Here is a 15,227-nt window from a genome sequence, read left to right on the forward strand (position 1 = left end):
CTTATTGAAAACTGTGGGTGATGGCGTAAGCGCAAATATCCATCAATCGTTGCGGGAACATGCCGAGTGCGAGCAATAGCAACGCATTCAGGCTGAGCAGCACTTTCATGTCGATCGGGGCTTTGATCGGCGTGTTATCCAGTGGTTCATCAAAGTACATGAGTTTGACCACGCGCAGGTAGTAGAAACCACCAATCGCGGCCATAACCACGGCAAAGATGACGAGGCCAACAAAGCCAGCCTGGAGCGCCGCCTGCAGCACGGCAAACTTGGCGTAGAAGCCGAGCGTAGGTGGCACACCGGCCATGGAGAACATGATGATGAGCATGAGGAAGGCATACCACGGGCTGCGCTGGTTCAGGCCTTTCAGGTCTTCCAGGTTATCGGCCTCAAAGCCTTTGCGTGAGAGCAAGAGCATGATGCCGAAGCCACCCAGGGTCATCAGCACATAGGCCATGATGTAAAACATGGCGGACACATAACCATTGGTGCCCGCACTCATGAAGCCATACAGCAGGTAGCCCACATGCGAGATGGTGGAATAGGCCAGCATGCGCTTGAGGTTGGTTTGCGCAATGGCGGTGATATTACCGATGAGGATGGACAGCACGGCCATGATGGCGAGCATGCCCTGCCAATCGATGGCGAGCACATAGAGCCCTTGGATCAGCAGGCGGATCATGAAGGCAAACGCGGCCAGCTTGGTTACCGAGCCAATGAACAGCGTGACCGCCGTTGGCGCACCATGGTACACATCTGGCACCCACATCTGGAACGGCACGGCACCGAGTTTGAAGCCCAGGCCGGCGATCAGGAATACCACGCCCAGCACCAGCACCGAGCGATCTGGCGCGCCCTGCAGCAGGGCATTGGCGACTTCGGCAACATCGAGCGTACCGGTCACGCCGTACAGCATGGACATGCCATACAGCAGCATGCCGGAAGACAGCGCGCCCAGCACAAAATACTTCATGGCGGCTTCGGTAGCGCGCGGATTGTCCCTGTCCATGGCGACCAGTGCATACAGACACAACGACAGCAGCTCCAGGCCCATGTAGAGCGTGAGGAAGTGCTGGCCGGAGACCATGATCATCATGCCCAGCAAGGCAAACAGCGTGAGGGCAAAATACTCTCCGCGGAACATGTCGCGCAGAGAAACATATTGGCGGGTGTAGACCAGCATGACCGATGTTGTCAGGTACATCATCAGCTTGAGCACATCGGACAAGGGGTCATCGACAAACATGCCATTGAAGGCATAGCTCACCACCGAGACATTATGCGTGCACGCCGTGACGACTGCCGCTGCTGCGAGGCCGAGCTGGGTGAAGATGTATATCAGGGAGCGATTGTGTGACTTGAGGAAAAGGTCCAGAAGCAGCACGAACATCGCCATACAGAGAATGATGATCTCCGGCAAGGCGGCATACAGGTCGGATTGAATCGCGTTCATTGGCTGGTTCGCTTGTTATCTAGGCATTATCAAAGCAGCTTGCTCTGCGCCATGTGCGCGAGCAGGTTGTTCACGGTGGCGTGTGTCATTTCGGTAATCGGGTGCGGATACACACCGAACCCGATTACCAGTACAGCCAACACCGACAGGATGAAAAATTCGCGTCGGTTCAGGTCCTTCAGCGCGGCCACATGGGCATTGCCAATCTCACCATAGAACACGCGCTTCACCATCCACAGCGTGTAGGCTGCGCCCAGGATCAGCGTGGTTGAGGCAAGGAAGGCAAACCAGAAGTTGGCCTGCAAGGCGCCCAGAATCACCATGAATTCCCCCACAAAGCCGGAGGTGCCTGGCAAACCGGCATTGGCCATGCCAAACAACACGGCAAAGGCGGCAAATGTTGGCATGGTATTGACCACACCGCCGTAATCGGCGATCTGGCGACTATGCATGCGGTCATACAGCACGCCCACCGACAGGAACATGGCGCTGGAAACGAAGCCGTGCGAAATCATCTGCACAATCGCGCCTTCCATGCCCAGCGGATTGAAAATGAAGAAGCCCAGCGTGACAAAGCCCATGTGCGAAATCGACGAATAGGCGATCAGCTTTTTCATGTCTTTTTGCACCAGCGCCACCAGGGCGATATACACCACGGCAATCAGCGACAGCGTAATCATGAAGCCAGAGAGGTAATGCGCAGCATCTGGCGCAATCGGCATGGCAAAGCGCAGGAAACTGTAGCCGCCAAGCTTGAGGGCAATGGCCGCCAGCACCACGGAACCGCCCGTTGGCGCCTCCACGTGGGCATCCGGCAGCCAGGTATGCACCGGCCACATCGGTACCTTGACGGCAAACGCCATGAAGAAGGCCAAGAAGATCAGGATCTGTGCCTTGAAGCTGAGCGGCAACTGGTAGTAATCCACCAGCTCAAAACTATTGCTCTGGTGATAGAGATAGATGAAGGCCACCAGCATCAGCAGGGAGCCGATGAAGGTATAGAGGAAGAACTTGATGGTGGCATAGACGCGGTTAGGCCCACCCCAGATACCGATCACCAGGAACATGGGGATCAGCATCGCTTCCCAGAACATGTAATAAAGAATGGCATCCAGCGCGGCAAACACGCCGATCATCAGGCCAGACATGATCAGGAATGCCGCCATGTATTGCGCCACGCGTTTCTCGATCACTTCCCAGCCGGCAATCACCACAATCACCGTGGTAAAGCTGGTAAGGATGATCAGCGGTACGGCCAGGCCGTCAACACCCAGGTGGTAATTGATATTGAAGGAAGTGATCCAGCGGTGGCCTTCCTGAAACTGAAAGCCGCCATCCATCATGTTGAAATGGGTATACAAGGGCAACGTGACCAGGAAAGCCGCGATACTGCCGAACAAGGCCAGCCAGCGCGCCAGACGTGCGTTCTGATCACCGCCCGTGCACAGCACCAGCACCCCGGCGAAAATAGGTACCCAGATACTTAGACTAAGAATAGGCCAATCCACCGCTTATACTTTCATGAACAAGGACAGTAACAGGAACACGCCGATAATCATGGCAAAGGCGTAGTGATAGATCAGTCCGGACTGCAAGTGCCGGATAATGCCGGAAATGCGGCCAATCAGGCGCGCAGTGCCGTTGACCAGATAACCATCGATCCACTTGACGTCGCCTATGCCCCAGAGCTTGCCGCCCAGGAAGCGCGAGCCACCGGCAAACACCTTCTCATTGAAGGTATCAAAGCCATATTTGTTTTCCATCAGGCGATACAGCCAGCCGCAACGCTTCTGGATAGCCGCCGGGATGTCCGGCCGCTTCATGTAGAAGAACCACGACAACACTACACCTGCCAGGGCAAAAATGAAGGGCAGACTGGTCAGTGCATGCAGCGCCATGGCACCTGCGCCGTGGAAATGATGCGCCAGCTCATGCATGACGGGATGTGCCTCGGTATCGACAAAGATCACGCCATCAAAGAAATTTCCGAACAGCATGGGGCCAATGGCGATATAACCGATGACCAACGAAGGGATAGCCAGCGCGATCAAAGGCAAGGTCACCACCCAGGGTGACTCGTGCGGCTTGTCATGTGGGCCAAGGCCATGATGGTGCTCGTCATGATCATCATCGGCGTGCGCATCATGGTGGTCATGCGCATGCGCTGTTTTTTCCATCCAGCGCTCCTTGCCATGGAACACCAGGAAATACATGCGGAAGGAATAAAACGCGGTCACAAACACGCCCGCCAGCACGGCAAAGTAGGCAAAGCCGCTGCCCGGGATATGCGATAGCTTGACGGCTTCGATAATCGAATCCTTGGAATAGAACCCAGACAGCAATGGCGTGCCGATCAGCGCCAGGGAGCCAATCAATGAGGTAATCCAGGTGATCTTCATGTATTTGCGCAGACCACCCATGTTGCGGATGTCCTGATCGTGGTGCATGCCCATGATCACAGAACCGGCGGCCAGAAACAGCAAGGCCTTGAAGAAGGCATGGGTCATGAGGTGGAAGATGGCAACGGAATATGCCGATGCACCCAGCGCCACCGTCATGTAGCCCAGCTGCGACAGCGTGGAATACGCCACCACGCGCTTGATGTCGTTCTGGATAATGCCGAGAAAGCCCATGAACAAGGCAGTAATCGCGCCGATCACCATCACCGTGGACAAGGCCGTAGTCGACATTTCAAACAGCGGCGACATGCGCGCCACCATGAAAATACCGGCAGTCACCATGGTGGCCGCGTGGATCAGGGCAGAAATAGGGGTCGGGCCTTCCATGGAATCTGGCAGCCATACGTGCAAAGGCACTTGCGCCGATTTACCCATGGCGCCGATGAACAGCAGGATGCAAATCACCGTCAGCAGCGACCATTCGGTATTGGGGATGATGCTGACCGTGGCATCGGCAAACTGCGGTGCGATGGAGAACACGGCGGCGTAATCCAGGCTGCCAAAGAAATACAGCACCATGGCAATGCCGAGCAGGAAGCCGAAATCACCCACGCGGTTCACCAGGAAAGCCTTGAGATTGGCGTAGATGGCAGTTGGGCGCGTATACCAGAACCCAATCAGCAGATAAGACACCAGACCCACCGCCTCCCAGCCGAAGAAGAGCTGCATGAAGTTGTTGCTCATCACCAGCATCAGCATGGAGAAGGTAAACAGCGAGATGTAGCTAAAGAAGCGGCTATAGCCAGGATCTTCGGCCATGTAGCCTATGGTGTAGACGTGAACCATCAATGATACAAAGGTCACGACCAGCATCATGACCGCCGTCAGCCGGTCGATCAGGAAACCGACTTCAAAACTGGTATCGCCACTGGTCAGCCAAGTGTAGACCGTGCCGTTAAATACCCTGCCCTGCAACACATCATTGAATACCACCACCGACAGCGCAAAAGCACCTGCCACACCGGCAATGGTAAGCCAATGAGCAGCAGCACGCGGCAGCATGCGGCCAAACAGCCCCACAATGGTCGCTGCCACCAGTGGCAAGAGCGGAATCAGCAGATAGATGGTTTGCATGTCAGTCATTTGTTATTTTCCGCTTAACCCTTGAGACTGTTGATGTCATCGACGTTGATGGTTTTCAGGTTTCTGAACAGCACCACCAGAATGGCGAGGCCAATGGCAGACTCGGCTGCCGCCACCGTCAGAATGAAGAACACGAACACCTGGCCAGCCGTATCCTGCAGATAATGCGAGAAGGCAATGAAGTTGAGGTTAACCGCCAGCAGCATGAGCTCAATCGCCATCAACAGCACGATGACGTTTTTGCGGTTAAGGAAAATGCCGACCACGCTGATGGCAAACAGCAATGAACCCAGTATGAGGTAATGCGAGAGTCCGACCATTACGCCTTGTCCTTTCCTTCGGTCTCGGCAGCTGCCGGGATTTCCACATCGGCAGGCATGCTCACCATGCGAATACGGTCTGCACGTTTGACCTTGACCTGCTCGGCCGGATCAATGAATTTCGAATCCTTGCGGTCACGCAGGGTCAGCGCAATGGCCGCCACAATCGCCACCAGCAGTACCACAGAAGCCAGCTCAAACGGCAGCAGGTAATCGGTATACAGCTGACGGCCAAGTTCGGCGGTATTGCTATAGCCTGCGGGGTGCGGCGTTGGGGCCGCAACACGGTCTACACCAAAGTGTTTGGAACCCAGGATCATGACCATTTCCAGTGTCATCAGAATGCCCACAGGCAAGGCAATCGGCAACGCTTCCCAGAAACCTTCGCGCAGCTTGTCGAGGTTGATATCCAGCATCATCACCACAAAGAGGAACAGCACCATCACCGCGCCCACGTAAACCAGCACCAGCGCAATCGCCAGAAACTCGGCTTCCAGCAGCAGCCAGATACCGGCGGCGGTAAAAAAGGCCAGCACCAGATGCAAGGCGGCATGCACCGGATTGCGTGAAGTAATGACGCGCAAGCCAGCAAACAGCAGGATAGCCGCCAGGACATAGAATACGTAGTCGTTGAAATTCATCTAGTCAGCTCGGTTGATATAGGGCGCATGGTTATTCGAATCGTCGCTCGTGTTTATTGGCACGCTAAATCAGCGGTATTTGGCGTCCGCACTGCGATCCGCCGCAATCTGGGTTTCATATTTATCACCCACCGCCAGCAGCATGGGCTTGGTATACAGCAAATCGCCGCGCTTCTCGCCGTGGTAATCAAAAATCCGCGTTTCCACAATGGAGTCGACCGGGCATGATTCTTCGCAGAAGCCGCAGAAAATGCACTTGGTCAGGTCGATATCGTAGCGGGTGGTACGGCGCGTATTGTCTTCGCGCTGTTCGGACTCAATGGTGATCGCCATGGCCGGGCAAACCGCTTCGCACAGCTTGCAGGCAATGCAGCGCTCCTCACCATTCGGATAACGGCGCAAGGCATGCAGACCACGGAAACGTGGGCTCATGGGAGTGCGCTCTTCCGGGAACTGAATGGTGATCTTGCGTGCAAAGAAATAGCGTCCGGTAAGCGCCATCCCCTTCAGCAGCTCTACCAGCATCAGGCTTGATAATACGGTTTTGATCTTGGCTAGCATAATGGTCTCAGTGGAACAGGTAGGCCAGCGGGGTCTGCATCAGACCGCCAACCACGATGATCCAAACAAGCGTGATAGGAATAAACACTTTCCAGCCCAGTCGCATGATCTGGTCATAGCGATACCGCGGGAAAGTAGCCCGAAACCAAAGAAAGAAGAACAGCAGCAGCGCCACCTTGATGATCAACCACAGGAAGCCTGGGATCATGTTGAAAGGTGCCACGTCGAGCAAAGGCTGCCAGCCACCGAGGAACATGATGGCGGCAAGCATGCAGACCAGTATCATGTTGGCGTATTCAGCAAGGAAGAACACGGCAAACGCCATGCCCGAGTATTCCACATGGAAACCCGCGACAATTTCGGATTCGCCTTCGGCCACGTCAAATGGCGCGCGATTGGTTTCCGCCACTGCACTGATAAAGTAAACGATAAACAAAGGGAACAAGGGCAGCCAGTACCATTGCCAGAAACCGCCCGCCTGCGCGACCACGATCTTGCCGAGGTTGAGGCTGCCAGCACACATCAGCACGCCTACCAGTGCAAAGCCCATGGCGATTTCGTAGGAAACAATCTGGGCCGCCGAGCGTAGCGAGCCAAGGAAGGCATACTTGGAGTTGGATGCCCAACCGGCGATGATCACGCCATATACGGCCACCGAAGTCATGGCGAGGATATACAGCAAGCCAGCGTCAATATCCGCCAGGATCATGTCCACATCAAACGGCACCACGGCCCAGGCCGCCAACGCAGGCGCAATAGCTAGCACGGGCCCCAGCAGGAACAAGGTTTTATTGGCGGCTGAAGGAATGATGATTTCCTTCATCAGCAGCTTCAAGCCATCGGCAATCGGCTGCAACAGGCCAAAATAGCCCACACGGTTAGGGCCCATGCGCACCTGCATGAAGCCAATCACCTTGCGTTCAGCCAGTGTCAGGTAAGCCACCGCACCCATGATGGGGGCCACGATGGCGATGATCTTGACCAGGGTCCAGACCACGGGCCACGCCGGACCCAACAGATTTTGCATAAAGGCGATCATGCGCGTGTCACCTCGATTTCACCCATGAGATCACCCAGCAGACTGGTCACCGGCAGGGCGGTCGGTACGCGAACCACGCCATGTGGCAGACGATCATCACGCTTGGCTTTCAGCAGCACACTTGCCACCCCCTGCTTCACGGTGACCATTTCACCATCATCCAGGCCCAGCTCCGTGAGCAGTTGACTATGCATGGCAGCTACCGGAGCCTGCACGGCACGGGTTTTCTGCAATGGCGGTGAGCGACGCACGATGGCATCGGACTGGAACTGCGGCACCTCACCCAGGCGTTGCAAGACATTGGATTTGATCTTGACCTGAATATCGATCAGCTCGCGCAGATTGTTATTGAGCGAGTTCCAGACCACAGTAGATGGTTTCTGACCGCCAAAAATCGCGTTTTTAACCTGCTCACTGCTATCAAAATCGAACCCGGACAAGCCCAGGGTATTGCCCAACACGCGCAATATCTTCCAGCCGGGACGGCACTCGCCCAATGGCTTGGTCACTGCGGTAAAGCTTTGCACGCGACCTTCCATGCTCATGTAGGTGCCGGAGGTCTCGGTAAACGGAGCAATTGGCAGCAATACATCGGCATGCTCCAGCGCTTCGGACTTATAAGCCGTCAGTGCAATCACACATTCGGCTTCCGCAATGGCCTGGCGGGCCTGCGCAGCATGATGGCAATCCAGCTCGGGCTCCACATTCACCAGCAGGTAAGCCTTGCGAGGTGACTCCAGCATGGCTTTGGCATTCAGGCCATGTTCGCCTGGCAGGACGCCCACCAGATGAGCACCGGTGCTATTGGCGGCTGGCGACAGAATGCCAAAGGTAGCGCCGCAGAGTGAGGCAATCGCTTCGGCCAGACTATAAAGCTCGGTAAAACGAGGATGACTTTGGGCAATATTGCCCAAGAAAATACCGGTGCGCGGGCTGACAAGGTCGACTTCCTTGCCCAGGCCAGCAAGGCTTTCTGCCATGGCTTGCGAGTTATCCCACACGCGGACGGTTTCCAGCAGATCATTAAGCGACTTGGGCAAACACAGCGAGAGGCGTTGCAAGCCGGACATGGCTTTCAGTATCTGCGCCAGCACGTTGACCATATCGTTCGGTGTGCAGATCGCCTTGTGTTTGACGGCCATCAGCTGATCATCATCCATCGGATTGACCAGCGACAGCTCGGCGCCCTGCGCCACTGCCTTACGAATGCGATTTGCCAGCAGCGGGTGCTCATTGCGCAGATTGCTACCGATGACCAGGATGCGATCCATCTCCTGCAGGTCAGGGATATTGCAACCCATCCACGGCGTGCCCATGCGCTTGCCGTCCAGACGGAAGTCGGTCTGGCGCAGGCGGTAATCAATATTGCTGGAGCCCAGGCCATGCGCAATCTGCTTGGCAAGATAGGCTTCTTCCATCGTGCTATTGGGGGATACCAGCACGCCCAGCTGCTCGCCGCCGTCGGCGTTGGTAATGTCCTTGAGCTGGCCGGCCGCAAATTCCAGTGCCGTTTTCCAATCGGTTTCGTGCCACTCACCATGATGCTTGATCATGGGCACGGTCAGGCGGTCTGGGCTGTTCAGGCCTTCATAGGAAAAACGGTCACGGTCAGACAGCCAGCATTCATTGATGCTTTCTTTTTCGCGCGGCAATACGCGCAGCACTTTGCCATCCTTGATATGCACTTCGATCTGCGAACCCAGGCCATCATGCGGGGCAATGGAAGGACGACGGGTCAGCTCCCAGGTGCGGGCTTTGTATCGGAATGGCTTGCTGGTGAGTGCGCCTACGGGGCACAAATCAATGATATTGCCGGACAGTTCTGAGTCGACACTCTTGTCCACGTAGGCCGTAATCTCGGCATGCTCACCACGGCCGACCATGCCCAGTTCCATCATGCCGCCGACTTCTTTCAGGAAGCGAACGCAACGCGTGCACTGAATGCACCGCGTCATGTCGGTGGAGACCAAGGGGCCTATATTCTTGTTCAGTACCACCCGCTTTTCTTCGGCATAGCGCGAAGCGGGAGCGCCGTAGGCAACGGCGATATCCTGCAGATCACACTCGCCACCCTGATCGCAAATCGGGCAATCCAGCGGGTGATTGATCAGCAGAAACTCCATGACGCTTTTTTGCGCTTCCACGGCGGCTTTGGAGCGGGTGAAGATTTTCATGCCATCGGCAACCGGAGTTGCACAGGCAGGCAGCGGCTTTGCAAACTTCTCGACCTGCACCAGACACATGCGGCAATTGGCGGCTACGGAGAGTTTTTTGTGATAGCAGAAACGCGGAATGGCAATGCCAAGCTTGTCCGCTGCATCGATGATCGTGGTGCCGTGATCAACTTCTACGGCTTTGCCGTCTATCTCTATATTCAGCATGGTACTAACCTTGAAAAGCCTAACACTGAAAAGCCATGTTCAACCCCGGACACACGCAAGAACGCCATCTTGCGTGCTTCATCAGTAATGAAATCGCATGTGTACGTGGTCATGACCATCACTCCGCCTTGCCCGTCACCATGGACTTGCCATGCTGAATGTAATATTCGAATTCGGGACGGAAATGCTTGATGAAACTGAGCACCGGCGTGGCAGCGGCATCGCCCAGCGCGCAAATCGTGCGGCCGGAGATATTGCTGCTGACATCGGTCAGGAGATCCAGATCGCCCATGCGACCTTCGCCTTCCACGATGCGTTTCACCACACGGTAAAGCCAGCCTGTACCTTCACGACATGGGGTACATTGACCGCAGGATTCTTCATAGAAGAAATACGAGAGACGTTTCAGGGTTTTCACCATGCAGGTGGTTTCATCCATCACGATCATGGACCCGGCACCCAGGCTGGAACCTGCCTTGGACAAGCCATCGTAATCCATGGTGGCACCCATGATGGCCGCCGCCGGCATCACAGCGGTCGATGGACCGCCGGGAATCACGGCCTTCAGCTGGCGGCCTTTCCAGACGCCACCAGCGATATCCAGCAGCTCGGTAAACGGCATGCCCATGCGCACTTCGTAATTGCCTGGGCGCTCCACATGGCCGGACACCGAAAACAGCTTGGTGCCGCCTGAGTTTGGCACACCCAGCGCCTGGAAGGCATCGCCGCCATGCTCAAGTATCCAGGGTATCGATGTGTAGGACTCGGTATTATTGACATTGGTCGGCTTGCCGAACACGCCGTAACTGGCGGGGAATGGCGGCTTGAAACGCGGCTGCCCCTTCTTGCCTTCGATGGACTCGATCAGTGCGGTTTCTTCACCGCAGATGTAAGCGCCATAGCCATGCACGGCAAACAGATCAAAACTGAACGTGGTACCAAACAGGTTTTCGCCTATGAAGCCAGCAGCACGTGCTTCATCCAGCGCACGCTCGAATATCTCGTAGTCCTGCCAGATTTCACCGTGTATGTAGTTGTAGCCGACACGCGCGCCCAGCGTATAGGCGGCGATGGCCATGCCTTCAATCAGCTGGTGCGGGTTGTAGCGGATGATGTCGCGGTCCTTGAAGGTACCAGGCTCGCCTTCATCGGTATTGCATACCAGATATTTGGTGCCATCGTAATAACGCGGCATGAAGCTCCACTTGAGGCCGGTAGGAAAACCAGCACCACCCCGGCCGCGCAGACCGGAAAGCTTGACCTGGGTGATGACGTCGGTGGCTTTCACCTTGTCCTGCACCAGGCGTTGCAGTTGCTTGTAACCGCCGACATTCAGATAGGCTTGCAGTGATGCGGGATCAGGCTGCCCCAGCGTGCGCAGGCAGACCAGGGTTTCCTTGTCGGAGCGATGTTGAACAGGCGTATCAAAAGCAGCCATTACTTCAACTCCTCCAGAATCGCATCCACTTTTTCCTTGGTCAGGAATTCACACATGCGCTTGTTGTTGATATGGAACAAAGGCGCACCGCCGCAGCAGCCCATGCACTCGCCTTCTTTGAGCGTGAATTTGCCATCAGGCGTGGTTTCGTTGAACCCGATACCGAGGCGCTCCTGCAAATGGTCCACAATGACATCAGAGTCACGCAGCATGCAGGAGATATTGGTACAGACGGTGATCTTGTACTGCCCTACCGGTTCCAGCTCGTACATATTGTAAAAACTGGCGACTTCCAGGGCGGCAATCGGCGGGATACCCAGATACTCAGCCACATAGGCCACCGTTTCCTTGGACAACCAGCCTTTTTCATCCTGGGCAATACGCAAGGCAGACATGACGGCTGCCTGACGACGGTCAGCCGGGTATTTGGTCAATTCGCGATCAATCTTGGCGAGGGATTCCTGAGACAACATTAGCGATCAATCTCCCCGAAAACGATATCCTGTGTACCGATAATAGCCACCAGGTCGGCAATCATGTGGCCGCGCGTCATTTCATCCAGCGCTGCCAGATGCGGAAAACCAGGCGCACGAATTTTCAAACGATAAGGCTTGTTGGCCCCATCCGAAATCAGGTAAATGCCAAACTCCCCCTTAGGGTGCTCCACCGCTGCATAGGCTTCTCCAGCTGGCACATGAAAGCCTTCGGTAAACAGCTTGAAGTGGTGGATAAGCGATTCCATGTCCTGCTTCATGCCTTCACGGGCAGGCGGTGCCACCTTGTGATTGTCGGTAATCACTGGGCCGGGATTTTTGCGCAGCCAGTCTATGCATTGCTTGATGATGCGGTTGGATTGGCGCATTTCTTCAATACGCACCAGATAACGGTCATAGCAATCGCCATTCACACCTACGGGGATATCGAAATCCATCTTATCGTAGACTTCGTAAGGCTGTTTCTTGCGCAAGTCCCAGGCGAAACCCGAGCCTCGCAACATCGGGCCGGACAAGCCTAGCGCCAAGGCGCGCTCAGGCGTCACAACACCGATACCGACGGTGCGCTGCTTCCAGATACGGTTATCGGTCAGCAGGGTTTCGTATTCGTCCACATAGCCTGGGAAGCGGTTGGTAAAGTCTTCAATGAAATCGAGCAAGGAACCCTGGCGATTTTCATTGAGGCGCTTGATTTCATCCTTGGCACGGACGGTGGAGCTTTCGTATTGCGGCATGCGGGCTGGCAAATCACGATAGACACCGCCAGGCCGGTAATAAGCAGCGTGCATGCGGGCGCCGGAGACGGCTTCATAGCAGTCAAATAGATCTTCGCGCTCGCGGAATGCGTACAGGAACACCGTCATCGCCCCCACGTCCAGCGCATGAGCACCCAGCCAAAGCAGGTGGTTCAGCACACGGGTAATTTCATCGAACATTACGCGGATATATTGCGCGCGGACAGGGACTTCAAGCCCAAGCAGCTTTTCAATCGCCATGACATAGGCATGCTCGTTTGCCATCATCGACACATAGTCGAGGCGATCCATATAAGGCACGGATTGCAGATAGGTACGATTCTCGGCCAGCTTTTCCGTCGCGCGGTGCAAGAGGCCGATATGGGGATCCGCCCGCTGAATGACTTCGCCATCCAGCTCAAGCACGAGCCGTAACACACCGTGTGCAGCCGGGTGCTGGGGACCAAAATTCATGGTGTAGTTACGGATTTCAGCCATGATGGAAGCCCTCGTCACGGATAACACGTGGCACGTTGTTGCGGGGATCAATCGTCACCGGCTGATAAATGACGCGCTGCTGCTCGGGGTCATAGCGCATTTCCACATTGCCGATCATCGGGAAATCCTTGCGGAAGGGGTGACCTACAAAACCATAGTCGGTGAGCAGGCGGCGCAAATCAGGATGGCCTTCATACATGATGCCATAGAGGTCGAAGGACTCGCGCTCAAACCAGTTGGCCACCGGCCACATATCCACCAGGGTTGGCAGGACGGGGAAATCATCATCCGCCGCAAATACCCGCAAACGCACACGCTGGTTCAAACTGATGGAAAGAAAATGATAGACCGTGGCAAAACGCAGCCCAGTCCAGCTGCCCTCACCATATTCGGCATAATCAACACCGCAGAGATCAATCAGCTGTTCAAACTTGAGCGAAGGATGGTCTCGCAGGATAAGGCAAACATCCAGCATATTGGCGACGGAACACTCTATCGTCACCTCACCGACGTTGCTTACCAAACGACCCAGCTTGTCTCCAAGCGCCGATTCAATATTGGCGATAAGTTGTTGCAGACGGGTCATGTGTTCACCTGGCGATAGTGTTGGTACGCTTGATTTTGTTTTGCAGCTGAATGATGCCGTAGAGCAACGCCTCAGCGGTCGGCGGACACCCGGGCACATAGACATCGACAGGAACGATACGGTCACAGCCGCGGACAACAGCATACGAGTAATGGTAATAACCGCCGCCATTGGCACAGGAGCCCATGGAAATGACCCAGCGCGGCTCGGCCATCTGGTCATATACCTTGCGCAGCGCAGGCGCCATTTTGTTGACCAGCGTGCCAGCCACGATCATCACATCGGATTGACGCGGGCTTGGTCGAAACACGATACCAAAGCGGTCCAGATCATAACGCGAGGCACCGGCGTGCATCATCTCCACCGCACAGCACGCCAGACCGAATGTCATCGGCCACAGCGAACCCGTACGCGTGTAATTGATGACCGTATCCAGCGTGGTCGTGACAAAGCCTTTTTCCAGTACACCTTCAATACTCATGCAGAGACCCCGTAGTCGGCATCTACTTGCCATAAAGCAGGTAGCAGAGCGATAACAATATGCGCAATGGATAGCAAGGCAGCCGACTGAACATGCGCCGCCAATGGCACATTACCAGGACAGCGATGGAAGTTTATTCCCACTCGAGCGCCCCCTTCATCCATTCGTAGACGAAACCCACCACCAGAATTCCCAGGAAAACCAGCATGGCAATAAAACCGAAAAGACCAATCTCCTGCAGCACTACGGCCCAAGGGAAAAGGAAAGCGATTTCAAGATCGAACAGGATAAAGAGGATAGCGACGAGGTAGTAACGTACGTCGAATTTCATGCGAGCGTCTTCGAAAGCTTCAAAGCCGCATTCATAGGGAGAATTTTTTTCGGCGTCAGGGCGGCTGGGGGCCACCACCTTGCCAAGGACAATAGGGGCTATACCGACGGCTAAACCGACGATGATGAACAGTAATATAGGAAAGTAGTTTTCCAGCATGTTCACGCCCCAATTTAACTCAATGCACGTAATTGTGATTGAGCATTTTAATTATTGGTGCCGTCGATGAGACTCGAACTCATACGTCTTTCGACACTACCCCCTCAAGATAGCGTGTCTACCAATTCCACCACGACGGCAAGTCTGGCTGCTAAAGCCAATACAACTATTACTGCGGCACATCCTTTGCTGGTGAGGATTCAGCAGGTTTGGCTGGCGCGCTTTCGCTTGCCTTGCCAGGTGCGACAACAGAATTCGTTGGAAGCTTGACGACGCTTGAGCCCTGGGTGCGATGGCTCGACATGTAAGCCAGGGTCAAGCTGGTAGCAAAGAAGATGGCCACAAAAATAGCGGTGGCACGACTCATGAAGTTGGAGGATCCGCTAACACCGAATAGGCTGCCAGATGCACCACTACCAAAAGCAGCACCCATATCAGCACCCTTGCCGTGCTGAAGCAATACCAATCCGATAACACCGAGTGCAGCCAATACGTGCACAATTGATACTAAAGTTTCCATGTTCTCTCAAATCCACTGCTTAAGTCAGCTTTAGTTTGATTTTATCAAA

At 55.1% G+C, this 15,227-nt stretch carries 15 protein-coding genes and 1 tRNA gene; all 16 read right to left on the reverse strand.

What is annotated here, in order from left to right; all coding sequences use genetic code 11:
• Nucleotide 1: 1 nt before the first annotated feature.
• On the reverse strand, nucleotides 2–1,453 hold the full coding sequence (gene nuoN, locus LG203_RS10195) for an NADH-quinone oxidoreductase subunit NuoN (RefSeq protein ID WP_230345663.1): 1,452 nt from the start codon (nucleotides 1,451–1,453) through the stop codon (nucleotides 2–4).
• A 29-nt stretch (nucleotides 1,454–1,482) separates the two neighbouring features.
• On the reverse strand, nucleotides 1,483–2,961 hold the full coding sequence (locus LG203_RS10200) for an NADH-quinone oxidoreductase subunit M (RefSeq protein WP_015829533.1): 1,479 nt from the start codon (nucleotides 2,959–2,961) through the stop codon (nucleotides 1,483–1,485).
• A gap of 3 nt (nucleotides 2,962–2,964) precedes the next feature.
• Complete coding sequence (nuoL, locus tag LG203_RS10205) at nucleotides 2,965–4,995, reverse strand: NADH-quinone oxidoreductase subunit L (RefSeq protein WP_230345664.1); 2,031 nt, start codon at nucleotides 4,993–4,995, stop codon at nucleotides 2,965–2,967.
• A 14-nt stretch (nucleotides 4,996–5,009) separates the two neighbouring features.
• On the reverse strand, nucleotides 5,010–5,315 hold the full coding sequence (gene nuoK, locus LG203_RS10210) for an NADH-quinone oxidoreductase subunit NuoK (RefSeq protein ID WP_013441515.1): 306 nt from the start codon (nucleotides 5,313–5,315) through the stop codon (nucleotides 5,010–5,012).
• A complete protein-coding gene (locus LG203_RS10215) occupies nucleotides 5,315–5,956 on the reverse strand; it encodes an NADH-quinone oxidoreductase subunit J (protein WP_013441514.1) in 642 nt (213 codons plus the stop codon). The genes nuoK and LG203_RS10215 overlap by 1 nt, the downstream gene beginning before the upstream one ends.
• Nucleotides 5,957–6,025: 69 nt before the next feature.
• A complete protein-coding gene (gene nuoI / locus LG203_RS10220) occupies nucleotides 6,026–6,517 on the reverse strand; it encodes an NADH-quinone oxidoreductase subunit NuoI (RefSeq protein ID WP_013441513.1) in 492 nt (163 codons plus the stop codon).
• 7 nt (nucleotides 6,518–6,524) lie between these two features.
• Nucleotides 6,525–7,556: an NADH-quinone oxidoreductase subunit NuoH gene (gene nuoH / locus LG203_RS10225; protein WP_013441512.1), complete on the reverse strand. Its 1,032-nt coding sequence runs from the start codon at nucleotides 7,554–7,556 to the stop codon at nucleotides 6,525–6,527.
• Nucleotides 7,553–9,937: an NADH-quinone oxidoreductase subunit NuoG gene (gene nuoG, locus LG203_RS10230; RefSeq protein WP_230345665.1), complete on the reverse strand. Its 2,385-nt coding sequence runs from the start codon at nucleotides 9,935–9,937 to the stop codon at nucleotides 7,553–7,555. The genes nuoH and nuoG overlap by 4 nt, the downstream gene beginning before the upstream one ends.
• A 118-nt stretch (nucleotides 9,938–10,055) precedes the next feature.
• Entirely contained in the window at nucleotides 10,056–11,375 is a 1,320-nt protein-coding gene (gene nuoF, locus LG203_RS10235; protein ID WP_013441509.1) for an NADH-quinone oxidoreductase subunit NuoF, read from the reverse strand.
• Complete coding sequence (nuoE, locus tag LG203_RS10240) at nucleotides 11,375–11,848, reverse strand: NADH-quinone oxidoreductase subunit NuoE (protein WP_230345666.1); 474 nt, start codon at nucleotides 11,846–11,848, stop codon at nucleotides 11,375–11,377. The genes nuoF and nuoE overlap by 1 nt, the downstream gene beginning before the upstream one ends.
• Nucleotides 11,848–13,101, reverse strand: a complete 1,254-nt coding sequence (locus LG203_RS10245; protein WP_230345667.1) for an NADH-quinone oxidoreductase subunit D — start codon at nucleotides 13,099–13,101, stop codon at nucleotides 11,848–11,850. The genes nuoE and LG203_RS10245 overlap by 1 nt, the downstream gene beginning before the upstream one ends.
• Nucleotides 13,094–13,687 (reverse strand): NADH-quinone oxidoreductase subunit C, encoded by a 594-nt coding sequence (locus LG203_RS10250; RefSeq protein WP_230345668.1) that lies wholly within the window; start codon nucleotides 13,685–13,687, stop codon nucleotides 13,094–13,096. Before LG203_RS10250 ends, LG203_RS10245 begins: the two co-directional genes overlap by 8 nt.
• A 4-nt stretch (nucleotides 13,688–13,691) precedes the next feature.
• On the reverse strand, nucleotides 13,692–14,168 hold the full coding sequence (locus LG203_RS10255; protein ID WP_013441505.1) for a NuoB/complex I 20 kDa subunit family protein: 477 nt from the start codon (nucleotides 14,166–14,168) through the stop codon (nucleotides 13,692–13,694).
• Between the two features lie 133 nt (nucleotides 14,169–14,301).
• Entirely contained in the window at nucleotides 14,302–14,658 is a 357-nt protein-coding gene (locus LG203_RS10260; protein ID WP_015829529.1) for an NADH-quinone oxidoreductase subunit A, read from the reverse strand.
• 55 nt (nucleotides 14,659–14,713) lie between these two features.
• Nucleotides 14,714–14,798 (reverse strand) — tRNA-Leu (locus tag LG203_RS10265).
• Nucleotides 14,799–14,827: 29 nt separating this feature from the next.
• Nucleotides 14,828–15,178 carry a preprotein translocase subunit SecG gene (gene secG / locus LG203_RS10270; RefSeq protein WP_230345669.1) on the reverse strand — a complete coding sequence of 117 codons (351 nt, stop codon included), beginning with the start codon at nucleotides 15,176–15,178 and terminating at the stop codon, nucleotides 14,828–14,830.
• Nucleotides 15,179–15,227 lie beyond the last annotated feature (49 nt).

Source organism: Methylovorus mays, from assembly GCF_020531915.1.
GTDB lineage: Bacteria > Pseudomonadota > Gammaproteobacteria > Burkholderiales > Methylophilaceae > Methylovorus > Methylovorus mays.

Bases quoted from the DNA above. Each gene is read 5' to 3' on its own strand.
- nuoN (WP_230345663.1), bottom strand. From the start codon at position 1,453: ATGAACGCGATTCAATCCGACCTGTATGCCGCCTTGCCGGAGATCATC.
- nuoL (WP_230345664.1), bottom strand. From the start codon at position 4,995: ATGACTGACATGCAAACCATCTATCTGCTGATTCCGCTCTTGCCACTG.
- nuoK (WP_013441515.1), bottom strand. From the start codon at position 5,315: ATGGTCGGACTCTCGCATTACCTCATACTGGGTTCATTGCTGTTTGCC.
- LG203_RS10215 (WP_013441514.1), bottom strand. From the start codon at position 5,956: ATGAATTTCAACGACTACGTATTCTATGTCCTGGCGGCTATCCTGCTG.
- nuoI (WP_013441513.1), bottom strand. From the start codon at position 6,517: ATGCTAGCCAAGATCAAAACCGTATTATCAAGCCTGATGCTGGTAGAG.
- nuoH (WP_013441512.1), bottom strand. From the start codon at position 7,556: ATGATCGCCTTTATGCAAAATCTGTTGGGTCCGGCGTGGCCCGTGGTC.
- nuoG (WP_230345665.1), bottom strand. From the start codon at position 9,937: ATGCTGAATATAGAGATAGACGGCAAAGCCGTAGAAGTTGATCACGGC.
- nuoF (WP_013441509.1), bottom strand. From the start codon at position 11,375: ATGGCTGCTTTTGATACGCCTGTTCAACATCGCTCCGACAAGGAAACC.
- nuoE (WP_230345666.1), bottom strand. From the start codon at position 11,848: ATGTTGTCTCAGGAATCCCTCGCCAAGATTGATCGCGAATTGACCAAA.
- LG203_RS10245 (WP_230345667.1), bottom strand. From the start codon at position 13,101: ATGGCTGAAATCCGTAACTACACCATGAATTTTGGTCCCCAGCACCCG.
- LG203_RS10250 (WP_230345668.1), bottom strand. From the start codon at position 13,687: ATGACCCGTCTGCAACAACTTATCGCCAATATTGAATCGGCGCTTGGA.
- LG203_RS10255 (WP_013441505.1), bottom strand. From the start codon at position 14,168: ATGAGTATTGAAGGTGTACTGGAAAAAGGCTTTGTCACGACCACGCTG.
- LG203_RS10260 (WP_015829529.1), bottom strand. From the start codon at position 14,658: ATGCTGGAAAACTACTTTCCTATATTACTGTTCATCATCGTCGGTTTA.
- secG (WP_230345669.1), bottom strand. From the start codon at position 15,178: ATGGAAACTTTAGTATCAATTGTGCACGTATTGGCTGCACTCGGTGTT.